Raw genomic sequence first — 20,880 nt, forward strand, 5'->3', positions numbered from 1 at the left:
GCCGCCTCACGAGTCGTTCATGATGCGCGACGGCGGCTCGGCGGTCGCCCGGTCGACCCAGACCTCACAATTGGCGTGTTCCTGCGCGAGCGTGCACGGATAGTCGACCGTCGGCTCATGCATCAGCAACACCCGCAGCGTGTGCTGCTTCCAGGCCCCGCTGTCGCTGATGAGAAGCAGCCGCTTGGAGGAGAGGATGTCCTTCATCCCGATGGTCACCGCCATCGGCGGGATCATCTTGGTGTCGCCGCCGGCCGAACGGTGCGAGAAGGCGATGAGCGTCTCATCGTTCAGCGGCAGGATGCGCGTGGTGGAGTTGCGCATGTCGTCGAGACCGACATGCCACCACCGCGAGAAAGGCGGCTCGTTGTTGGCGATGTGTCCCGAGTACCCGAACCCGCCATAGCAGAGATCCGCCCCGCCCCTTTCGGCGATCCAGCCGGAATAAAGCCGCATGTTCTCCGGGTCCGGGAAGAAGAGATTGGCTTCGAGCGGCCGCAGGTCCCGATCCAGCTTCTCATAGAGGTTGCGGCGCATATATCCCTTGAACGACCAGGGATGATCGAGCGGCAGCAGCCGGCATTGCCAATCCATCCATTCGTCCATGTTGAAGCAGGTGACGGCCTTCCAGGAGATACGCTCGGCATTGCAGATCTCGACGAGCCGCGGATAGTGCTTCTTCGGCCCGACCGGCAGGATGAGCACGGTCGGCTCTCCGGCCGCATTCTTCGCCTTGATGAGGTCGGCGATTTCACGCGCCAGCCGCTCGAACATGTCGCCTGCCCGATCGTAGATCGTAAGCGGGATGCGGCCATGCTTCGCCAGGTCGTCGGAAGCGATCTGCATCATCTGCTCCCAGGTGAGAGCGGTGCGGCTGTGGTCTTCGGTATTCATTTTGCTTCCAATGTAAATTTGTTTGATTCAACAAAACACAGTGTGGAAAGCAATGCAAGCCGGTTTGTTGCCACAAACCCGATTTTTGATTATCGATGAGACGATCGGGGAAAACCATGCACGACAAGACACAAAGACAGGCCGTCATCCTGGATGCGGTATCGAAGGGCGGTTCGCTGGAAGTGGCCGCGCTTGCCGCAACGCTCGGCGTCACCGGCGAGACGATCCGCCGCGATATCAAGGCGCTGCAGGCCAAAGGCCTGGTCACGAAGGTGCATGGCGCCGTGACACTTCCCAATACGGCGCTGAACACGAGCTTCCACGACCGCATGAAGCACAATAGCGAAGGCAAGCGCCGCATCGCCGCTGCGATTGCCGAACGGGTCGTCGACGGCGACAGCCTGATCATCGAGACGGGCACCACCACGACCTATGTCGCCCAGGCTCTGACCGCCCGGCGCGGCCTGACGATTATAACCAATTCCCTCGATGTCGCGCGGAGCCTGGCATTCCGCTCCGACAACGCCGTCTATATGGCCGGCGGCCGGCTGACCCCGGACGACGGCGCCGCGCTCGACCAGTCGGCCGCCGATTTCGTCCGGCGTTTCCGGGTGAAATATTCGATCTCCTCGGTGGTCGGCATCGACCTCGAAGATGGCCTGACCGCCAATACCGTGGCGGAAGCCGATTTCAGCCGCCTCGTGATATCCCGCGCCGAGACGCCGATCATCGCGATCGACAGCTCGAAGTTCGACCGCAAGGGCCTGGTGCAGGTCACCGAGACGGATCGGGTCGGGCTGATCGTGACGGATGCCAGATTGAGCCGGGAGTATCGGCGCCTTTTCGACGGCATCGATGTCGCGGAATGCTGATCTTGTGTTGATTCAACATTCGCAATGGAGTATCCCGCTTTGGTTTTCGGAGAACGCTCATGTCTGACCAAAGAGAGATCCTTGTCTTCGGTAGCCACGTCTACGGCTCCTATATCCATTGCGAGCGCATCCCCCGGCCGGGGGAGACGGTCGCCGGAACGGGATATCGTCCCATGGTCCTCGACGACGGCGGCAAGGGCTCGAACCAGGCGATGTGCGCGGCAAGGCTCACTGGAAAGACCTCCCTCGTCAGCGCCATCGGCATGGACCGGGGCGGCGAGGAAGGCTTGGCCCTGCTTTCGGCGCAAGGATGCGACGTCTCGCGCGTGCTGCGCTCGCCGGACCTGCCGACGGGCGTCTCCCTTGCCGCCATCGACGGCGCGGGAATGTCCATCATCATAACCGACCCCGGCGCCAACCTGATGCTCACGGCCGACGCCGCAAAGAGCAACGAGGCGGTCTTCGGCCAGCACATGTTCTGCCTGCTGCAGTTCGAAAGCCCCAAGGACGGCGCCCTCGAAGCGGCACGACTGGCCAGAAAGCACGGCGCCAGAAGCATGCTCACGCCGGGGCCGATGGTCGCCCTGGACAAGGGTGATCTAGAAGGGCTCGACATCGTCATCCCGAACGAGACCGAAGCTGCGGAATTGCTCGGGGTGGAGGAGATATCGGACTATAGAGCCGCCGCACGCGAAATCTGCGCGCGCTGGGGGGTTTCCAACACGATCATCACCTGCGGTTCGCGCGGGGCGGTCGCCTGGTGGGAGAATGCGCTCGTCGAGGTCCCGGCCTTCAAGGTGGATGCGAAGAACACGATCGGCGCAGGCGACGCCTTCGCGGCATCTTGCGCACTGGCGCTCTGCCGCGGCTTCGACATCAGCCAGGCGCTACGCTTTGCGGCCGCCGTGGCCGCGATTTCAGTAAGCGCCGTGGGCGCCCCGTGGGCATCCTATCCATCCCTAGTACATGTCCACGATTTCCTGGCCGAATTTGGCGAGGCGCTCAAACTTCCTGGCGCACCTACATTGTGAATTTGGCGATGACGCCACACCTGGTCCACGAGGCGTCGCGACCAGTGTTCGGCCAGACAGCGAAAGATATGGTGCGGGAGCGGCGCCTCCTGGAGGCGAAGCGCCTGCTGCGCTTCACAATTCGCCCGATAGAGCCCGTCGAGGCATTCGCCTAGGCAGCCCGAGAGTTGCCCGACAGGCAATGCATCGGTCTACGGTCAATGTCGGATGACCGACGCTGCAAAGCTCCGGGTGTTCCAGGAGCAATTGCCATTCTGCGCGGGCGTGGCGAGCATCGATCTGGCGATCGACGATCTCGGCGCAGAGCTAACCGAGATGTTCACGGTCGTCAATGTCGTGCGCCATGGCGAGGGACCCTCCTGCGAACGGCTTCGTGTCATGGCACCGACGCTGTTGTCCGACACGGCTGTCGACTACGTCGACCTGGTGCCCGGACCCCGCCCGCCTGGCGAGTGAGCATCTGAGGATCAGAAAAAACGACCTCATTCACTACATGTTTAGTCCCGGCATTTGATGGATAGGATCGATCGTGAATCTTTCCGGCTCTGTTGTCCAGACTTTGCAGATGAATTCGTATGGCGTGAGGCCCCGAAGCGTCTTCAGCCGGCGGCCGAAATTATAGGCATCGATAAAGTCGGTCATGTGCCTGCGCAGCTGGTCATGGCTGTCGTAGTGGAAGCGCTTGACGGTGGCGTCCTTGATGGTGCGGTTCATCCGTTCGACTTGCCCATTCGTCCAGGGATGGCGGGGCTTGGTCAGGCGGTGCTCGACATCGAGATCGGCACATGCCGCCTCGAAGGCATGGCACCGGAAAGGCAAATTCTCAGCCCGCATGGCCTTGATGTCGTCCGGTGTCCAGCCGTCACCGGTGGGATCGGTGAAATGGGTGCCATTATCGGTTAGCACTGTGTGGATTTTGTACGGTACGGCTTTTGCGAGCGCCCGGAGGAAGTCACCGGCAACGCGTCGGGTTGCCTTCTCAACCAGTTGGGCAAAGGCGAACTTGGATGTTCGATCAATAGCGACAAAGAGATAGAGCCTGCCTTCGGCCGTCTGCACTTCGGCAATGTCGATGTGGAAATAGCCGATCGGGTAACTCTTGAACTTCTTCTTCGGCTCCTTGTCGCCTTCAACATCCGGCAGGCGCGAAATGCCATGGCGCTGCAGGCATCGGTGCAAGGATGAACGCGTCAGATGCGGGATCGTCGGTTGGAGCGCATAAAGGCAATCATCGAGAGGCAGCAATGTATGCCTACGAAAGGCGACAACGACCGCTTCCTCCTCCAGGGATAGGACCGTCGAATGCGGGTCTTTCGGCCCTGTCGGCAGATCGGCCAACGAGGTTCGTTTCTTCCACTTGGCGACAGTCTTCTGATTGATCCCGTATCGCTTCGAAAGTGCCCTCAGGCTCTCTTCACTATTTTGTATTGCTCTACGGACTGCCTCTGTCGTTGTGGCGCTCCCGTGCAGAATCTGTCCCATAGCGCATCCCTCCAAGCCTGGGAAAATAATGCACCATCAAATGCCGGGATCAAACAACTACATCGGGGCGACGACGCGCTTCTGGGGGCGGGCGGATACTTTGCCGATGGCAGTGACCGATCCACCGTACTGGCTGGCTTGAATGAGCAGAGGGCGAAAGCTTGGACGACGACCATATCAACAAAGACTACAATGACCAGCCACGCTATCGATCGGTCGCAGAAAACGGTCCGGGCGATCTCGTCGAGGCGCTCAAGAGCCTCGCCGGCTTTTCCGAGAAACCATTCCTGATAGTGCAGGCCGGTCAACTCTGCATGGTGGACAATCTCTTGAACGCTCTCGAAGACGACGTCATGTGTCATCAGGCCGATGACGATCGCCCGCGCGACAAGATGGCCTTGCTCGGCGCGCTGTCGCCAATGTGGATTTACGCTCCCTATGAGCTTCAACGGACCTGGCGTCCGCGCCGCGAAGAGGTGATCAAACTCGCCGACAGTGGCGGACTGGATTTCAAGGCCGGTCATCTCGAGCGTGATCTCGGCTATCGGCACTATGACCGCGAGCTCAGGGCCGAGCAGCTTCGCGATACGTGCCAGCGGCCGGAACTGGTGGCACAGATGCGCATTGATCTGCGGCGCGCGGAAATTGGCTTCACCACGCTGGAATTCATCCGGGTCGCCCTCGCCAAGCATGAGGTGAGTAAGAAGGGCAGCAAGAAGCCGCCGATCGCTTTCGCTCCCGGCATGGCGCGCCAGAACCAGTATTGTGGCTCCATGGAGTATGAGATGAGCAATGGCGGCACAATCATCGGGACTGTCACGCGCCGCGACATTGCCGAGACGATCAGGTTCATTCCGGAGACTGAGAACCCCAGCGATGATACGCTGGCTGGCTTCCGGGCTTACATGAATCCGCCCGACATCGATCCATTTGCGAGGGGTTGATCGTGAGCGAAGAGAAGGGGCCCGAACCGCCCAAGAGACAGAAGGCCTTCGATCTGCTGGCCTCGGTTGCAGTTTTTGCGCGCAAGAACGGCATCGCGCTCAACGATTCTGCCCTTGTCGATCGCTTCATGGCCGATGCCGAGCCGCGGCTGCGCGAAGCGCTGGCTGATCCGCTGATCCACGGGTCGCGAGTCGAGCGCCTGTTCGAGGCGACGGTGCTGAGCCTAGGACGCTTCAAGCTCCTGAAGACCGAGGACGTCGGCCAGCTAACAGATCCGAAAGACCGCAAGCTCGCCCAGGTGTTGCTGTTCTACGGCGAATGGGAGGTGAAGGGACCGATCCCGTTCATGGACGGCGATCAGATCGGTGGCGTGGAACTCGTCGTATACCCGGTCGAGCCGACGTATCACAACCAGGGCTGGGAAGGATCGGCATGGCGATCCGGATCTTCAGTGGCTTCTTCGCCGGCCAGACAATTGATGGCGACCAAGTCATCCAACTCGACGGCGAACCGGCGCCGGATTGGTTTGCCCCTTTTTCGACTTGGGACTTCGAAAATAGCAAGCTGCCGCTTTTTCTCGGCCGTATCCAGCCTCCGGCCTCGCCTGAGCAGCTTTCCCCCCTCCGTCGTAGACGAGAGGCGGGGTCCATTTTTGAAGGGTGCCAAATCGAATCCGGACGCTCTACCAAAGAAGTTACACAGGAGCGCGCATTGGCGGGAGTAGGAACGATGTCGATCTGGTTGTTGCACAAACTCAACCCAAGCCGACTTCAGCTTGCAAGCACCTCCTCAACCGCAAACCGCGCATTGTAGTCCTCCATGAAGCCCGGCAAGAATGCATTGCCGGCCTCCAGGGTGTCGATGCCAGAAAGCCGCAGTTCCTTGACCAACCGGTCCTGCAGCGTCCGGTTCATCCGCTCGACACGGCCCTTGGCCTGCCTCGAATTTGCGCAAAGAATCTCGATGTTTAGCTCGCAAAGCAAGCGCCCGAACTGGGTCATGCCCCGACCGCCCCTGGCATCCTTCTTCGCCACCCGGAACACCGAATGCTTGTCGGAATAAGAGGCAATCGGTGCGCCGTGACGCTCGAGATAGAGCGCCAGCGCCTCGAAATAGGTGAAGGCGCTTTCCGATCGCACGAAGCGCAGCTGCATCAACCTGCCGGTCGCATCGTCGACAAACACCAGCAACGAACATGGCGGTCCGCGATCCTAGAACCAACGATGCTCCGACCCGTCGATCTGCACCAGCTCGCCATAGGCTTCGCGGCGCCGTCGCGGCTGGTGAAACGTCCGGCGCTGCTTGCGTGACAGCCACAGGCCGGCTTCCACCATCCAGTTGCGCACCGTCTCGCGCGACACATGCAGGCCATCCCGCTCGGCCAGCTTCTCGGTCGCCAAAGTCGGCCCGAAATCCGCATAACATTCGCGAACCAGCGTCATCGCATAATCCCGAACCCCGTCACTGATCCGGTTGTTCGATGGCCGGCCGATCGCCTTGTGCCGGATCGATGCCGCGCCGCCAGTTCGTATCCGCGCCAGCAGCCGACGGACCTGGCGCTCGCTCAGGTCCAGCACATGCGCCGCCGACACCATGCTCATCCGGCCGGCGACCACCTTCGATAAAATCTCGATCCGCTGCAGATCGCGCTCGCTCATCGCAATCAATCCCATCTACAATCTCCCAGGCCTCATTCAGACCGGGAGTGTGACATTCCAACTTTGCGGCTACATTCCTGGCAACCAATAACTCAGACTACCGCTACGCCATAGGCCCGCTCATAGGGCTGCCCCTTTGCGCAACACCGCCCAGGCGATACGTGCGAGCTTGTCTGCCAGGGCCACGATCACGACATTGCGCTGGACGCCTCGGGACAACATCGTCTGGAGCCATTGCCCGATTGGTGTGTCACTTTGACTGAGCGTGTGTATTGCCGCTCGAGCGCCGTGGACCAGCAAAGTCCGCAGCTAGATGTTGCCGCGCTTTTTTCAAAAATAGAGCGGCAGGTAAGCCACTCTATATCTGATCGCCACTCGCAGAGACAGCGGTTACAATGATCTCCACCCCAAGTTCGGGACGGGCAAGTTTGGCTTCACCGCAGGCTCTCGCGGGCGCAAAGCCCGGCGGCACCCAAGCGTCCCAGACTGCATTCATTTCCTCAAAGTCTTTCATGCTGGCAAGCCAGATGGTCGCCTGCAACAGGTGGCAACGGGACGAGCCGGCCCGCTTGAGCAGGCTGTCGACGCGCTCAAGGCACGTCCGCGTTTGATCCGCGATGGTCTCGCCCTCCCCGACCTGGCCACACAGATAGACGATCCCATGGTGTTTAACGATCTTGCTCATACGTGTTCCGATATCAAGGCGTTCGATCATTCCGGGCGTCCTCTCTTTGTGTCACTGGCTATCCAAACATTCGGTCGGCATTCGCGGGCTGGACGGTCCGCAGCCGTCGTCTCAGGTTGTTCCAACCTGGCCATGGACGCCAAAGGTATCGGTTTCAGTGGCGCCCGAACGCGATATGCGCCCACTTCGGCGGGCGACTTCCCCAGTTCCCTCGCCAGGATGCCCACAACGGGCATTCCACATATCCGACCTTGGCATGGCCCCATGCCGCATCGGCTGAAGAACTTCATCTGGTTGGGACCCAGGCTCCCCAGTTGAACCGTTTGCACCACTTCAGCAGCGGTAATCTCCTCGCACCGGCAAACAATCGTACCGTCCGCAGGGGCGGTAATCCACTGAGGCGGGCGGTAAAGCGCATCGAGGAAGGGCCGGATACGCAATTGTGCATCGAGCGTCTTGCGGAAGGGATATGCAAGGCGATCCCGGTCCGAATCCGGCAGCCGGCCCAAGGCGTGCGCTGCACCGATGGCAGCCAGCCGCCCGCTTTGGCTGGCTGCGATTGCACCAGCGATCCCGCCTCCATCCCCGGCGATCCGCAGCCCGGAAAGGCTTGTTTGGCAGAATTCGTCGCGGCGGGGATGCCATGCCTGCTGGGCATCATTCCAGTCATGCTCGACACGCAGAAGCCGCGAGATCTGCGTATTGGGAACAACGCCATGGTGAAGCAACACTATATCGGCTTCCAGGCGATGGTGACGCCGCGCGACCTTGAACGAAACAGCCTCCACGCGTTCCCTGCCCTCAATGCTGAGGTCGTGCACAGAGCGAAACCAAGGAATACGCGCACGCCTGATGCACCGCATCATGCCGAGCCCTTTTGCAAGCAACTTCGGCGCCATTAGCGCCTGTGGCAGGTACGGTAGAGCGCGAAACGCATTCTTCGGCGGCGACGTCTCCAGGATGGCGGCGAGCGTGGCGCCCGCCGCCAGCAACTGGCAGGCCACAAGGAGCAGCAATGGCCCACTGCCCGCGAGCAAAACCCTGCCGGCAGGCACGGATCCGCCGGACTTGAGCGCAATCTGGGCCGCACCGGCATTTAGCACGCCCGGCAGTGTCCAGCCGGGAACGGGCGATGCTCGCTCCATTGCTCCCGTCGCGACGATGAGCTGCGGCGCCCTGAGTTGAACCGTGCGCCCATCCTGCAGGGCAGCGACCGTCAGATCCGGAGCAATATTCCAGACCGAGGCATCATAGAATCTGTCGATAGCCGACGCCGCGAAAGTCTGGGCCAATTGCCGACCAGCGGTATAGTCGACCCCCAGCATGGCCGCCAAATCGGGCGCCACCTCCAATATGTTGCGGTAGATTTGACCGCCGGGGCGGATCTGCTCCTCCAGTACCGCTGTCTTCAGGCCAAATTCGGCGCCCGCAACCGCTGCGGCCATGCCTGCCGGTCCCGCTCCGATAACGATCAGGTCATGTGTCATTTGAAACCCCCAGCCCTCGCGCCCCGTTGAGCAAGTGGACGTTCATGCCATCAGCGACTTCGACCATGCAGGACTGCACGTTCGGCCGGCCATCCACCTCAACCAGGCATTCGAAACAAACGCCCATCAAACACAGCGGCGAGCGAGGGGCGCAGGAGATCTGGGAACGACGGAGCGGAACAATGCCGGCCTCCATGAGTGCCAGCGCCAAGGGCAGGCCCTCGCGAACACTGACGGGACGGCCGTCGACCTGGATCATTACGCATGGCATTTGGGACGAGGACATAGAGCGCCTAAACATGGAAGCGCTCCGCCTTGAATGCCTGAATGGCCGCCGGTGGAGCGCCACCGCGAATCCAGTCCGCTATGGAGCCCGCATGGTGCGATGCCAAGGTAACCCCCGAATGGCACGTGACGACGAAAGCGCCGGGAAATTCCTGAGATTCCTGGTAGATCGGATAGCCGTCAGGTGTCATGATCCTGAGTGCGCCCCACGTGCGAACGATGTTGACGTCCGCGAGGATCGGAAAGGACAGCAGGGCACGCGCCGCAATGCTGGATAGAACATCGGTTGTCGATCGGTCATCGAAGCCGACATCTTCCTTGGAGTCACCGATCTGCACGCCGCCGTCGCCAGTCTGGCGAACGGTCGCCACTGGAAAATCAAGAAAGGGCAGTACTCTTTCACTGATCATGATTTGACCACGTACCGGTGTAACCGGCGCAATGAGGCCAACCATCGGTGCGAGCAGGCTATTGCCTAAACCAGCCGCGAGAACGATCTTCGGTGCCACGTGGACCACGGCGCCGCTGCGGACGTGGAAGAGACCGCCGCGATGTTCGATAGTGCTGACCTTCTGGCCGGGGCAGATTTCCGCGTGCAGAGCATCCAACGCCTGCGCGAAAGCGCGCAGCAGCCTCAGCGGACTGACATGACCATCCATAGCGCAATAGGACGCCCCCGCCACCTTTGGCCCGACATAGGGACAAAGTGCCCGGACAGCGGCAGTATCGAGCATTTCGAAGGAATATTCAGGCCCGATATCGCGGGCGAGCCCCTGCAGCAGGGTCGATCGCTTTTCAAGTTCTGCCTCGGTGAGACACAACGACAGCCCACCGGGCTGGGAGAGCTGGAGGTCGATGCCAGTACACGCGGTCAAATCATCGCGCAGCGCGGCCCAGAGACGTGCGGCTTCCATCGACCAGCGAGCATAGGCGGGCTTCCCAGCGCCCTTCCCCTGGACCCAAACCAGCCCGAAATTGCCGCGCGCAGCGCGAAAGGCATCATCCCCTTCATCGAGAACGCGCACGCTCTCTCCCGCGCGGGCCAGCCCGTAGGCGATGGACAGGCCCACCACGCCACCACCGACGACAACCGTATCGACCGCCTCTGGCATGCTCATGGCTTGCCCCCCAGGATGCGATCAAGCCCGAACAACCGGTCGAGAACGATCATCAGCACCAGCGTCAGGGCGATGAGGACCGTCGAAATCGCGGCGAGCAGGGGATCAATCGTGTTGGAGATGTAGTTGTACATGCGCACCGGCAAGGTCGTGGTGCCCGCACTCGACACAAAGATCGACATCGTCAATTCGTCAAAGCTTGTGACGAAGGCAATGATCCAGCCACCGGCAATACCCGGCACCAATTGCGGCAGTTCGATACGCCGGAAGACCGTCCAGCCAGAAGCCCCCAGCGACCTCGCTGCCTGGCTGAACGTGTGGTCGTAGCCAGTCGCCGCCGCAATGACGAGGCGCAGGACATATGGCAGCACAACAACGGTATGCGCGGCGGTCAACCCCCAGAGGGAGCCGGTCATGCCCAGATGCGAGAACAGGCGCAACAGGGCGATACCCAGCACGATCGCCGGCAGCATCAGCGGCGACATCAACAATCCTAGCGCCAGATCGCGACCGGGGAAGCGATGCCAGGCAATTGCCATAGCGGCGGGAACGGCGAGCGTGACGGCCAGGGTGGCGGATGTCGCCCCCAAACCGAGGCTGAGCCAAAAGGAGTCAATAAAGCTCGTCGCATTCCAGATGGCTTGATACCAGCGGATTGAAGCGCCATCGAACGGGAATGCAATGTAGCCCTTGTCGGTGAAGGAAACGAGTACAACCACGACCAGAGGTGCGACCATGAACAGCACGAACAGCCAGTGAAAGATGCGAAGCGCAATATGTGTCCGGCTCATTGAAACACCTGCCTGAAACGACGTTCGACGAAGCGGTTGACGCCCAGCGAGACTGCGAGAACGATGACAAGCAGCACCAGCGAGAGGGCCGCGCCGAGGGGCCAATTGAGATAGTTCAGGAACTCGTCATAGATCGTGGTGGACACCACCTTGAGGCGCCGGCCACCGATGATGGCGGGGGTGGCGAAGGCACTCGAAGCCAGAGCGAATACGATTAGCCCGCCCGAAAGCACGCCTGGCAGCACCTGGGGCAGAATGATCCGGGTCAAGGTCGTGATCGGCCCGGCACCCAGCGACTCCGCTGCCTGCTCGGTCGCCGGATCCAATTTCTGCAGCGACGTCCAGACAGCCAGGACGACAAAAGGCACCAGGACATGAACCAGAGCGATAGACATGCCGGTGAACGTATACATGAGCTTCAACGGCTCTGAGATGAGCCCCAGGGATATGAGAAGGTGGTTGATGACCCCTTCGCTGCCGAGCAGGATGGTCCAGCCGAGGGTTCGCACGACCACGGAGATCAACAGCGGTCCCAGGACAATGACAAAGGCAATGGCTCGCATTGCCGGTGACAGCCGACCGAGGATATAGGCTTCCGGCACACCGATCAGGATGCACACGATCGTGACGACAAACGCCATTTGGAAGGTGCGAAGAAAAATCTCGTGATAATAGTCGTCCGTCGCGATCTCGACGTAGTTGGCCGCGGTCAGACCGGCACCAACGCCATCTGCAGAGGTGAATGGCGAAAAGCTCAACGCAAAGGTCAGGATCAATGGCAACGCAACAAGAGCAAGGGCTGCAAGCAGGCCCGGTCCGGCAAGCCAATAGGGAAGAAGCGTTCGCCTCGTCATGACGCCACCCCTCGCGCCACGAGACGGGCATTTTCTGACGCCCAGGTCAGGCCGACGACATTGCCCTCGATGGCCTTCGGGAGGCCCACATTGGAATCTATGACCAGCATCGGACCGATCGGCGTGTCAAGCTGGTAAAGCCACCTGTCGCCCAGGAAGACCCGCGCCGAAACCTGCCCGCGCACAAGACCGCCGATCTCCGTGAGAGCGATTTTTTCCGGGCGGATCATGTAGTCGACCGCGCCGCTCAAGCCCCCACGCTCCGCAGGAAGCTCCAAGTTGCCGACTTGGACAGCGGCCCCGGACGCATTGCCCGCCAATACATTGGACTTACCCAGAAACGTCGATGCAAAGCGCCCGCTTGGACGCTCATACATCTCGAAGGGCTCGGCGACCTGCTCGATGCGGCCATTGTTCAGCAGCACGACCCGGTCTGCCAGCGACATGGCTTCTACCTGATCATGGGTAACCATGATCGTGGTGATGCCCAGCCGCTTTTGCAGTGACCGAAGCTCAATCTGCATTTCCTCGCGCAGCAAGGCGTCAAGGGCGCCCATGGGCTCATCAAGCAAGAGAACCGAGGGTTCGATAACGAGCGCGCGGGCCAGCGCAACACGCTGGCGCTGGCCGCCCGAAAGCTGACGCGGGTATCGATCGGCAAAGCCCTTCAGCCTTACGAGATCGAGCATCTGTGCGACACGCTCCTGGCGGTCGCGCTTGGGCATTCCGCGCATTTCAAGCCCAAAGGAGACATTGGCAGCCACGGTCATGTGCGGAAACAGGGCATAGCTTTGAAACACAATACCCAGGCCCCGCTTGCTAGGCCCCAGATGGGTGATGTCCGCGCCATTGAGGACAATGCGCCCCATGGTCGGCTCAACGAAACCGGCGATCATTTGTAGCGTGGTCGTTTTTCCGCAGCCGGAAGGGCCGAGAAGACAGACAAACTCGCCTTCGCCGATCGATAGATTGCATTCCTGAACGGCGATGAATTCGCCGTACGCCTTGTTCAGACCTTCTAACTCGAGAAAAGCCATAACGTCCCCTCGTTGGGCGGCTTGGCACCGCACATTCCTTCTTTGGTTTGGCCGACGTCGTATCGTTGGAGCCGGCAACCGCTCACGCATTCAACCACTTTGGTGCACATAAAATAACGGCCACAATGACAAAGAGGCATATACGGCTTCCACGTCGACCAATTTGCGAAATTCGCCTATTTTGCTGTGCTCTGAGCCAATCACTCTGCTATTGTATGAAGCTTCATCGCTAAAAGGAAAGAAAAACAATGCCGCTGCATATGCCTAGGTGTTATGAATGAAATCCCTGCTCAACCTTCGCCAGATCGAGATGTTTCGTGCCGTCATGATTTGCGGCAGCATTACCGGCGCGGCGAACTGGATGAATCTCACCCAGCCGGGCGTCAGCCGGACAATCGCTATTCTGGAAGCGCGGCTCGGTTACGCACTTTTTACAAGAAAGGGACGGCGTATCATTCCAACGGCAGAGGCCGAGGCGCTCTATCGTGAAGTAGAGAACAGCTATCGCAGCATCGAATATATAGGACAGATCGCCTTGGATATCGGCCTGCAGCGGGCAGGAGCGCTTCGCGTGGCCACCTTGCCGGCCTTGGCCCAATGGCTGGTCCCGCAGGTTCTAGGACATTTCCTATCGTCACGCCCCAAGGTGAGCGCCTTTGTGGAGAGCATGTCATCGCGTCAGATCGCTGAACTGGTCTCAACGCGGCAATTCGATGTCGGAATCGTGGAAATGCCGACTTTCCGCGCGGCGATCGAGGTTCGACCCCTCCCTCCAATCCCTTATGTCGCGGTGATCCCGCAAACCCACCGCCTAGCGGGCCAGGACGCGATTTCCCTCAAAGATCTGCACGGAGAACGCATGATTCTGTTGTCCCAGCACAGTTTTGTGCGCCATCAGATTGACAGCATGCTGTCTGCACTGGGCGTTGCGCCGAACGTCGTCGTCGAGACACCCAGCGCCTCCATCGCCTGCGGGCTTGCGGCCGCAGGAATCGGAATTACGCTTGTTGGCCGATCGACAGCAAAGCCGCTGGATGGCGCAGGTGTGGTGGTGAAGCCACTTGTTGAAGCCTTTCAAGGCAACCTTGGCGTGATCTTCCCGGAGATGGAGCAGGGTTCGCGTCTTGCAGCCGCGTTCGCAGACGACCTTCAGGCGTTCCTCGAGCCGACGTGACCCGCGGACCACTGCCCACCTGGTTACAAGCGGCCGTCCATCTTATCAAGAATTGCAGGCCGTTTGGCCCGCAGATCGACAGCGCGTTCAAAGGCGTGCGCCACCTGGAAAAGCAGGGGCTCCTGAAATGGCTTGGCAGCAAGTTGCACCGCGACCGGCAGACCATGTTCACCGAAACCGGAGCAGACCGAAACGGCGGGCCAACCCGTCACATTGAATGGCTTGGCAAAGCCGGAACTAGCCAAGAAGCCCCATTTGCTCACGCTGTCGATCCGAGGCGCTTCTTTCGTAGCGCCGGGCGTTGCGATAACATCAACCTCCAGGGCGGCATCGAAGGTTGCAGCACATAACTCGGCCCGCCGCCGCAGTGCCTGAAGGTAATCGGCGCTGCTCAATACGGCACCAAGCGCAATCCGATCGCGCAGAGATTCTCCGTAGGCATCGAAGTGCTCGCGCATCCATGGCTCATGCGCCGCAAAGGCCTCGCAGAGCATGATGACAATTGTCGTGGCTTGGTAATCCGCCAGCGGAGGCATATCGAGTTCCACGATCTGCGCGCCCTGCCCTCTCCAGATTGCGAGCGCGTTCTCGTACCCTTGGCGAACGGCGTCGCTCACCGCGCATTCGGTCTCATGCCATTGCGGAACGACGCCAATGCGCACGTCCTTGGCCTCGCGCTCGAGGCCTGCTGAAAAATCCGGCATCGGAAGGTTCCGGCTGGCAGGATCGGCCGGGTCATATCCCGCCACCGCTTGGAGCAGCATTGCGCAGTCCTCGACGGTCCATGCGAGGACACCGGGATGATCGAGCGAGAAGGCCAGAGGCAACACGCCGCTCCGGCTGCACAGGCCGTAGGTCGGCTTGATGCCGGCAACACCACAAAGGGCGGCCGGTTCACGGATCGACCCGCCTGTGTCCGATCCTGTGGCGCCCAATACCAGCCCGGCCGCTACGGCCGCGGCCGACCCACTGGAAGAGCCAGACGTAAATCGGTCGATGCCCCAGGGATTGCGCGCCGGAGGCCACGGCAGATCGAATGAGGGACCGCCCAGCGCAAATTCATGCGTCGCGAGTTTTCCGAGCATGGATGTGCCGGCCTTTGCCAGCAATGTGACAATATGGGCGTCCTTTTCAGGCAGCCAATGTTCCAACAATCTGGAGTGACCGGTCGTAGCGATGCCACGCGTCGCATAGATATCCTTGTGCGCGATAGGAATGCCATCAAGCCGACCGCGCAGGGTGCCGGCCATCATGCGGCTCTCGGCTGCCCTTGCATCCTGCCGCGCCTGATCCGCCGTAATGGTAATGAAGCTATGGAGATCATTGTCGAGCGCCGCGGTGCGGGACAGGCAATGCTCGACCAAATCAACCGGCGAGAGCTTGCGCGCGGCAATCAGGCGCGCCGCTTCCGCAATAGTTGGCGTCTGCATCAGATCTTGCCCTCCCCTTCGGCGCCGCGCCCGATCCAAGCATCGACCTTGAATATCTGTGCGGCTTCCATGCCACGGTCACGTCCGTGGCCCCGCACGCGCTCGAGCATTGGCCCCATCAGGGACCAGGCCTGATACAGTTCGTCAACCTCCTCAGGAGGCAACGCCAGGCCGGCGCGGCGGACCAGAATTTCGAACTCATCGCGAGAAGTATTGCCCATTCACGACTCCAGGATGATGCGCAACCAAGCCTCTAGCACGCTGGGGGGTATCAATGAGCGCGCCGGAGACTGGCGAGGAGCGGGTTCAATTCGCCGTTCTCGATAGCGCCGATAGATCTCAATAAATCCTCTTGCTGCACAGGATTAAGAACGCAGGAAACGACATTGAATTTGGCTTCCAATTCCGCCCAGGTCAGCGGATTGCTGGCTTCGCCCCGGGGCGCCGTCACGTCGGAGACGAAACGTTCACCGCCGCTCAAGACGGTCACGCACGCCAACGTCTGCGCAGGGAATTTCTCGTCCAGCGCTGGATCGAGCGCCAGCGAGACTTTGGATGCGAGGGCCGTCACCTCGTCCAGCCCCAAGACCCTGGATGTCAGGGGAAGCAACGCGCCCGGCCCAACGATTGCGGCGAGCGCCAGGCAATAGGGAATGCTGTACTGGACATCGACAAGGTGGTTCGGACGCACCGAGTTGGAGATGCGCAGCGCTCCGCCATAGGTCTGTACGTCGATTGCCTCGATAGAGTGCGGGTCTAGGCCATATTGATCGACCAGCCCCAACAGAGCATCGAGTGGCGCGTGGACATGCCGGCAACAAGCATAGAGCTTGAAATAGGTTCGGCCAATGTGGTGCGCTGACCCTAGGCCCAGGTTCGCCGGAAAACGGTAATGCAGAGTGCTATCGAGAATATTGCGCGGGCCGGTATGCCCCGCTTCAGCCAAAGCGAGCGCCGTCAATCCGGTCACCACCGACCACGGAATCCCCTCCTTGACGTCGCTGCCCTCCGGAGGCGGCGTTTGCGCCGGCGCGCTGGCGAACAGTTGGTTGGGCGAGCTTTCGCCCGCTATCGCCAGGGCATGTTCAACAATATGGCGTGGCGTCTCGCGTAGCGCAGCAGCCGTGGCCACGACTGCATAGGCAGACCAGGTTCCGGTATTGCCGTAAGTCAGGCGGCCCGCACCGATGGTCACGCCAACTTCATAGCCGATCACAATGGCACTGATCAGTTTCACCAGGGAGGCGCCGGTTTCGTAAGCCAGGGAAATCGCCGTAGGGATCACCGCGGCGCCAGGGTGCCCGCGGGCCATCCTGTGGCCATCGTCAAGATCAAGCGCTGCCGCGGCAGCGCTGTTGGCCCAGGCGGCGCCTATGGCGGAGGATGAAAGACCAGAAAACCATATGGGTACAGATCCAGCGGCCAATGTGGTCAGTGCTATGCCTCGAACGGCGGATGCGCCCGGGTTCAATGTACCCGCTGCGGCAGCACCCAGGAGATCAAGAATGCACCGCATCGCCGCCCGCTCCAGTGGCCTAGGCACCGGCATTCCACGCTCGGAAACAATATAGTCGGCGATCTGCTGCACGACACTCCGCCGATCGATCCGATCGGCGGAGTTCTGAGACAATTCATTGGTCAGAGAGCTGCTCAACGCTCGATCTCTCGGTTCCAGCGATCAGTCCACTCCGCGCGAACAGGATTGATCACCGAGTAGTCCACCGACTGCAGGGAGCTCACCTTCTCCTCACCGAAAACGACTTTCGCTTCCACCTCCGGCGACAATTTGGTGTTCGGGTTGACCGGTCCGAGCCCAGTGGCTTCCGTGAAGACGGCCTGAATTTCGGGGCTCAGCAGATGCTGGATGAAGGCCTGAGCCTGCTTGGGCTGCGGCGCGTTGTTGACGACGCAGACCTGACTCAAGATCACCATCGCCCCTTCCTTGGGATAGACGAACTTCACCGGCGCACCTTGTGCTGCGAGGATTGCAGTACGAGCATTGTTCCAGACACCCAGGGCCGCTTCGCCCGTTTGCAGCAATTCGGCAATCTTGCCCGGATTGGGCTCGAATGCCAGTACGCTGGGCTTGATCCGCTTCATCGCCTCGAAACCCGGATCGATGTCGCTTTCGCTGCCGCCATTCAGCCGCGCCTGCATGATCGCGGTCAGCAAACCAAAACCATTGCTGATTGGCGGAATGATGAGTTTGCCGGCGTATTTTGCGTCTTCGAGATCCTTCCAGGAGGTCGGAGCCGGCCAGCCATTCCGCTCGAAAACCTCCGTGTTGTACACAAGGCCGGTCGCCCCATAACCCAAACCGATGGCCAGATCACCGTCGACACGCGCGTTCGGATAGACGGCACCCGAATTTGAGCCGTCTTCCAGCTTGGCACACAGGCCGGACCGGATCGCAGTGTTCATCGGGCCATCATCGACGATGGCGACGGAAAGTTCCGGTCTGTCTTTCTGCGCCTCCAGCTTGGCGACCGTATCAGTCGAATTGCCAGCAACATAGACGACTTTGATGCCTGTCGCTGCTTCGAACGGAGGAATGATCTTTTCGACAAAGGCAGTTTCCACCGACCCGCCAAACCCTGCCACATACATGGTGTCCTGGGCATTCGCATTCGCCAGACCCGCCACCAGCGAAGTGCTTATAACGGCCAGGCATTTAGCGTACGTATTCATTGCGTTCCCCTTTTGAACCAGCAGTTAATGACCTATTTGGCCCGCCGGAGGTTCTTTTGCTGCCCTCCAGTCCACCCTATTGTAGGCATGGCGCTTCATATGAAAAATCAAAATATGAACGCACCTTATGCCATAGTGGTATGTATGGATCGCAGCGACGCGACCATTTTGAATAACAGCAAGCGATGGGGTGGACAAATGGCACCTTGATGAGGTTTGTAATCGCGATCGCCGGCAAAAAGCACTGGCTGTGGCGCCGTCGACCAGGACGGCTTCGTCCTTGACGTTCTAGTCCAGAACCGCCGAAATACCAAAGCTGCAAAGCGATTGATGCAAAAGCTGCTGAAGGGGCAAGGCCGTTCGCCACGTGTGATTATCACCGACAAACTCCGGTCCTACGGCGCGGCGAAGCGGAAAATCATGCCCGGCGTCGAACACCGTTCACACAAGGGTCTGAACAATCGGGCGGAAAACTCCCATCAGCCGATACGAAAACGTGAGCGGATCATGAAGCGCTTCACGTCAGCCAGGCATCTTCAGCGCTTTGCATCCATCCGCGACCCGATCCCCAACCTCTTTCAAATCCCACGCCACGACATCCCATCCAGCCACCATCGCGAACTGCGAGCAACAGCCATGGAGACATGGCACCAGATCGCGCGCCTCAACGCCGCCTAAACCAAAACTATAACCCCAAACGTTGACTATGCTGCGTTAAGTTTACGGTGCCCATGGCGTCCATCATCTCGACGTCGATGGCTGAGTCTGCTGCACTATGGCAGCCCGGGACATCGCGCGGCCCTGGGCTGCGTGCCGGTTACAGATCGTGGGTCCGAACTCATGTAGAACTCCACCGGTGCATCGCCTCCCTTCAATCGGTCTCAATCGTGTCGATTAACAAAGCACCGAGCCGTGACATTGCGGCCGAAACGGAGGTGCTACCGAAGGAGCTCCTGCAGTCCCTCGGCGGTTTCTTCCTTACGGATAAGCCGCGGAAGAATATCGTTCTGGGATCTGAACTCGGTACCGTACAGGGCGGAGAACAATTCGATGCCGGATTGATGAAGCGGCATGGCAACGCCGGTTATGGCAGCGAGTTCGACCATGGCCTGCAGTCCGAACGGCACGTCCTCAGTCACGTAACGTGTGTCGGTGGAGGTGGGACCTTTCACATGCGGGCGCGTCAAGGCGATGGCTTGGGCCATGTTATCGATCGAGCCTCGCTCGACAGGGAAGGAGTGGACATAGTGGTCGACGACAGAGCGAACCTCCAACCCGTAAGACGTTGCGAGGGCCAGCCTTTCCTCATCAAGGCGCTCGATCAGTTCTCCCACACCCGGCGTGATTCCGCCATAGCTGGACCAATCCTCGCCCCTCTCCATGCGCGTGAAATTGCACAACGCAACGGCCATGTGGCCAGCAGCATTGATGTTCGACAGCGCGATCGCCAGGGGATTCGGCTTGATCTCGAAGCTTATACCAAACAATTCGCTGCACATGGCCTGGCCCGCCACGCTCGATCGCGTGGGCATGGCGGCGATATCCAGCTTTTTTCGCAGCAAGGATACGAAGACGCCGTCCAAACCTGTGCTGTGGGCAGTCACGGCGGTGGTGGCCCAGGATATCACGGAAATCTGGAGCCCGCGGGCGCGCGCCTCCTTGATGAGAAGCGCCCCGCTGAGCGACAGTTCGGCGCTGACGATGACGGTCTGTCCGTCTGCGAGGTGAGGAACCATGGCGTCGATAATTCTCGCATGCCCGTTGGCGGGGACGGCGACAATAATGACTTCGGCGTCCCTGACTGCTTCGGCGATCGATCGCGCGACCGGAACCTGCCAAGTCCCTTCGCAGATGCCTGTCGCAGACAACGTGCCCTCCGACGACAGGCGCCCGAGATCCTTTCCGGATGGCGAATCGCTGGTTCAGATGATGGGCGAGGATAAGGCTTTCGATTACCTCAAAGCCCTGAACGCGAACGTCAACAGCTACACCAAGTCCGGCGTTGCGCCGGGCAAGGCGGTTGCGCGCGGCGAGACCACGGTGGGCATCAACTATGCCCAGGATATTCTCGTTGAAAAGAATGCCGGCTTTCCCATCGAATTGGCATTGCCCTGCGAGGGAACAGCCGCCGGCGTCGATGGCATGTCGATTGTGAAGGGTGGACCCAATCCCGAAAACGCAATCGCGTTTTATGAGTGGGCGCTGACGCCCGACGGGCTGTCGGCGGCGGCCCAGGGTGGCTTGCTCCATGATCCGGCAAACGTGAACTCCAAGCGGCCGCAGGGAACCGAAGTGCTGAGCACCGCCAAGCTGATCGACTACGACTACGCCAAATTCGCCGCAAAGGACGAACGCGCGCGGTTAATCCAGCGTTGGGAAGACGAGGTAAACATTAACCACTGATCTGAGGCCGCACAGGCGAAGTTTGTCGGCGCTTTGCCTGTGCGAC

General features: G+C 60.3%; 21 protein-coding genes and 2 pseudogenes. 8 read left to right on the forward strand and 15 right to left on the reverse strand.

Annotated elements, in window-relative coordinates:
- Positions 1-6: 6 nt before the first annotated feature.
- Positions 7-894 (reverse strand): hypothetical protein, encoded by an 888-nt coding sequence (locus tag AB3G45_RS05965; protein ID WP_367829689.1) that lies wholly within the window; start codon positions 892-894, stop codon positions 7-9.
- A 116-nt stretch (positions 895-1,010) separates the two neighbouring features.
- Here AB3G45_RS05965 and AB3G45_RS05970 point away from each other — a divergent pair, with 116 nt between their 5' ends.
- The 3 genes from AB3G45_RS05970 to AB3G45_RS05980 all read left to right on the forward strand — a co-directional run bounded on the left by AB3G45_RS05970 (position 1,011) and on the right by AB3G45_RS05980 (position 3,253).
- The gene (locus AB3G45_RS05970; protein ID WP_367829690.1) at positions 1,011-1,766 is read left to right on the forward strand and encodes a DeoR/GlpR family DNA-binding transcription regulator; all 756 of its coding nucleotides are present in this window, start codon (positions 1,011-1,013) and stop codon (positions 1,764-1,766) included.
- Between the two features lie 59 nt (positions 1,767-1,825).
- The gene (locus tag AB3G45_RS05975; protein WP_367829691.1) at positions 1,826-2,797 is read left to right on the forward strand and encodes a ribokinase; all 972 of its coding nucleotides are present in this window, start codon (positions 1,826-1,828) and stop codon (positions 2,795-2,797) included.
- Between the two features lie 207 nt (positions 2,798-3,004).
- Positions 3,005-3,253, forward strand: a complete 249-nt coding sequence (locus AB3G45_RS05980) for a hypothetical protein (protein ID WP_367829692.1) — start codon at positions 3,005-3,007, stop codon at positions 3,251-3,253.
- 33 nt (positions 3,254-3,286) lie between these two features.
- Here AB3G45_RS05980 and AB3G45_RS05985 read toward each other — a convergent pair whose 3' ends face one another.
- Positions 3,287-4,279, reverse strand: coding sequence for an IS481 family transposase (locus tag AB3G45_RS05985; protein ID WP_367829693.1), 993 nt, complete (start codon positions 4,277-4,279; stop codon positions 3,287-3,289).
- A 161-nt stretch (positions 4,280-4,440) separates the two neighbouring features.
- Here AB3G45_RS05985 and AB3G45_RS05990 point away from each other — a divergent pair, with 161 nt between their 5' ends.
- Both AB3G45_RS05990 and AB3G45_RS05995 read left to right on the forward strand, forming a co-directional pair.
- On the forward strand, positions 4,441-5,223 hold the full coding sequence (locus AB3G45_RS05990) for a hypothetical protein (RefSeq protein WP_367829694.1): 783 nt from the start codon (positions 4,441-4,443) through the stop codon (positions 5,221-5,223).
- A gap of 2 nt (positions 5,224-5,225) precedes the next feature.
- Positions 5,226-5,948 (forward strand): hypothetical protein, encoded by a 723-nt coding sequence (locus AB3G45_RS05995; protein ID WP_367829695.1) that lies wholly within the window; start codon positions 5,226-5,228, stop codon positions 5,946-5,948.
- 67 nt (positions 5,949-6,015) lie between these two features.
- Here AB3G45_RS05995 and AB3G45_RS06000 read toward each other — a convergent pair.
- The 8 genes and pseudogenes from AB3G45_RS06000 to AB3G45_RS06035 form a co-directional block, all read right to left on the reverse strand.
- Positions 6,016-6,897: pseudogene (locus AB3G45_RS06000) on the reverse strand (ISNCY family transposase); the annotation flags it as partial.
- Between the two features lie 343 nt (positions 6,898-7,240).
- The gene (locus tag AB3G45_RS06005) at positions 7,241-7,597 is read right to left on the reverse strand and encodes a RidA family protein (protein WP_367829697.1); all 357 of its coding nucleotides are present in this window, start codon (positions 7,595-7,597) and stop codon (positions 7,241-7,243) included.
- Positions 7,594-9,054, reverse strand: coding sequence for an FAD-dependent oxidoreductase (locus AB3G45_RS06010; RefSeq protein ID WP_367829698.1), 1,461 nt, complete (start codon positions 9,052-9,054; stop codon positions 7,594-7,596). The genes AB3G45_RS06005 and AB3G45_RS06010 overlap by 4 nt, the downstream gene beginning before the upstream one ends.
- Positions 9,044-9,355 carry a (2Fe-2S)-binding protein gene (locus AB3G45_RS06015; protein WP_367829699.1) on the reverse strand — a complete coding sequence of 104 codons (312 nt, stop codon included), beginning with the start codon at positions 9,353-9,355 and terminating at the stop codon, positions 9,044-9,046. The genes AB3G45_RS06010 and AB3G45_RS06015 overlap by 11 nt, the downstream gene beginning before the upstream one ends.
- The gene (locus tag AB3G45_RS06020) at positions 9,348-10,457 is read right to left on the reverse strand and encodes an NAD(P)/FAD-dependent oxidoreductase (RefSeq protein WP_367829700.1); all 1,110 of its coding nucleotides are present in this window, start codon (positions 10,455-10,457) and stop codon (positions 9,348-9,350) included. Before AB3G45_RS06020 ends, AB3G45_RS06015 begins: the two co-directional genes overlap by 8 nt.
- A complete protein-coding gene (locus AB3G45_RS06025; protein WP_367829701.1) occupies positions 10,454-11,248 on the reverse strand; it encodes an ABC transporter permease in 795 nt (264 codons plus the stop codon). Before AB3G45_RS06025 ends, AB3G45_RS06020 begins: the two co-directional genes overlap by 4 nt.
- Positions 11,245-12,102, reverse strand: coding sequence for an ABC transporter permease (locus AB3G45_RS06030; protein WP_367829702.1), 858 nt, complete (start codon positions 12,100-12,102; stop codon positions 11,245-11,247). The genes AB3G45_RS06025 and AB3G45_RS06030 overlap by 4 nt, the downstream gene beginning before the upstream one ends.
- Positions 12,099-13,139, reverse strand: a complete 1,041-nt coding sequence (locus AB3G45_RS06035) for an ABC transporter ATP-binding protein (protein WP_367829703.1) — start codon at positions 13,137-13,139, stop codon at positions 12,099-12,101. Before AB3G45_RS06035 ends, AB3G45_RS06030 begins: the two co-directional genes overlap by 4 nt.
- A gap of 277 nt (positions 13,140-13,416) precedes the next feature.
- Here AB3G45_RS06035 and AB3G45_RS06040 point away from each other — a divergent pair, with 277 nt between their 5' ends.
- Positions 13,417-14,313, forward strand: coding sequence for a LysR substrate-binding domain-containing protein (locus tag AB3G45_RS06040; RefSeq protein ID WP_367829704.1), 897 nt, complete (start codon positions 13,417-13,419; stop codon positions 14,311-14,313).
- Positions 14,314-14,336: 23 nt separating this feature from the next.
- Here AB3G45_RS06040 and AB3G45_RS06045 read toward each other — a convergent pair whose 3' ends face one another.
- The 4 genes from AB3G45_RS06045 to AB3G45_RS06060 are packed head-to-tail and all read right to left on the reverse strand — an operon-like array spanning position 14,337 to position 18,431.
- Complete coding sequence (locus AB3G45_RS06045; RefSeq protein ID WP_367829705.1) at positions 14,337-15,743, reverse strand: amidase; 1,407 nt, start codon at positions 15,741-15,743, stop codon at positions 14,337-14,339.
- Complete coding sequence (locus tag AB3G45_RS06050) at positions 15,743-15,964, reverse strand: hypothetical protein (protein ID WP_367829706.1); 222 nt, start codon at positions 15,962-15,964, stop codon at positions 15,743-15,745. The genes AB3G45_RS06045 and AB3G45_RS06050 overlap by 1 nt, the downstream gene beginning before the upstream one ends.
- A gap of 50 nt (positions 15,965-16,014) precedes the next feature.
- Entirely contained in the window at positions 16,015-17,397 is a 1,383-nt protein-coding gene (locus tag AB3G45_RS06055; RefSeq protein ID WP_367829707.1) for an MmgE/PrpD family protein, read from the reverse strand.
- On the reverse strand, positions 17,394-18,431 hold the full coding sequence (locus AB3G45_RS06060; protein WP_367829708.1) for an ABC transporter substrate-binding protein: 1,038 nt from the start codon (positions 18,429-18,431) through the stop codon (positions 17,394-17,396). The genes AB3G45_RS06055 and AB3G45_RS06060 overlap by 4 nt, the downstream gene beginning before the upstream one ends.
- Before the next feature lie 193 nt (positions 18,432-18,624).
- Between AB3G45_RS06060 and AB3G45_RS06065 the strand changes: the two are divergent.
- Positions 18,625-19,109: pseudogene (locus AB3G45_RS06065) on the forward strand (IS6 family transposase); the annotation flags it as partial.
- 260 nt (positions 19,110-19,369) lie between these two features.
- Here AB3G45_RS06065 and AB3G45_RS06070 read toward each other — a convergent pair.
- The gene (locus tag AB3G45_RS06070; RefSeq protein WP_367829709.1) at positions 19,370-20,299 is read right to left on the reverse strand and encodes an NAD/NADP octopine/nopaline dehydrogenase family protein; all 930 of its coding nucleotides are present in this window, start codon (positions 20,297-20,299) and stop codon (positions 19,370-19,372) included.
- A gap of 1 nt (position 20,300) precedes the next feature.
- Between AB3G45_RS06070 and AB3G45_RS06075 the strand changes: the two genes are divergently transcribed.
- Entirely contained in the window at positions 20,301-20,834 is a 534-nt protein-coding gene (locus AB3G45_RS06075) for an extracellular solute-binding protein (protein WP_367829710.1), read from the forward strand.
- Positions 20,835-20,880: the final 46 nt, after the last annotated feature.

Origin of the sequence: Shinella sp. S4-D37 (assembly GCF_040812195.1) — a bacterium.
Taxonomy (GTDB): domain Bacteria; phylum Pseudomonadota; class Alphaproteobacteria; order Rhizobiales; family Rhizobiaceae; genus Shinella.

Coding starts and splice junctions, on each gene's coding strand:
- AB3G45_RS05965 (WP_367829689.1), bottom strand. CDS start 894: ATGAATACCGAAGACCACAGCCGCACCGCTCTCACCTGGGAGCAGATG.
- AB3G45_RS06015 (WP_367829699.1), bottom strand. CDS start 9,355: ATGTTTAGGCGCTCTATGTCCTCGTCCCAAATGCCATGCGTAATGATC.
- AB3G45_RS06030 (WP_367829702.1), bottom strand. CDS start 12,102: ATGACGAGGCGAACGCTTCTTCCCTATTGGCTTGCCGGACCGGGCCTG.
- AB3G45_RS06025 (WP_367829701.1), bottom strand. CDS start 11,248: ATGAGCCGGACACATATTGCGCTTCGCATCTTTCACTGGCTGTTCGTG.
- AB3G45_RS05975 (WP_367829691.1), top strand. CDS start 1,826: ATGTCTGACCAAAGAGAGATCCTTGTCTTCGGTAGCCACGTCTACGGC.
- AB3G45_RS06035 (WP_367829703.1), bottom strand. CDS start 13,139: ATGGCTTTTCTCGAGTTAGAAGGTCTGAACAAGGCGTACGGCGAATTC.
- AB3G45_RS06050 (WP_367829706.1), bottom strand. CDS start 15,964: ATGGGCAATACTTCTCGCGATGAGTTCGAAATTCTGGTCCGCCGCGCC.
- AB3G45_RS05970 (WP_367829690.1), top strand. CDS start 1,011: ATGCACGACAAGACACAAAGACAGGCCGTCATCCTGGATGCGGTATCG.
- AB3G45_RS06005 (WP_367829697.1), bottom strand. CDS start 7,597: ATGATCGAACGCCTTGATATCGGAACACGTATGAGCAAGATCGTTAAA.
- AB3G45_RS06020 (WP_367829700.1), bottom strand. CDS start 10,457: ATGAGCATGCCAGAGGCGGTCGATACGGTTGTCGTCGGTGGTGGCGTG.
- AB3G45_RS05985 (WP_367829693.1), bottom strand. CDS start 4,279: ATGGGACAGATTCTGCACGGGAGCGCCACAACGACAGAGGCAGTCCGT.
- AB3G45_RS06040 (WP_367829704.1), top strand. CDS start 13,417: ATGAAATCCCTGCTCAACCTTCGCCAGATCGAGATGTTTCGTGCCGTC.
- AB3G45_RS06045 (WP_367829705.1), bottom strand. CDS start 15,743: ATGCAGACGCCAACTATTGCGGAAGCGGCGCGCCTGATTGCCGCGCGC.
- AB3G45_RS05980 (WP_367829692.1), top strand. CDS start 3,005: ATGACCGACGCTGCAAAGCTCCGGGTGTTCCAGGAGCAATTGCCATTC.
- AB3G45_RS06060 (WP_367829708.1), bottom strand. CDS start 18,431: ATGAATACGTACGCTAAATGCCTGGCCGTTATAAGCACTTCGCTGGTG.
- AB3G45_RS06010 (WP_367829698.1), bottom strand. CDS start 9,054: ATGACACATGACCTGATCGTTATCGGAGCGGGACCGGCAGGCATGGCC.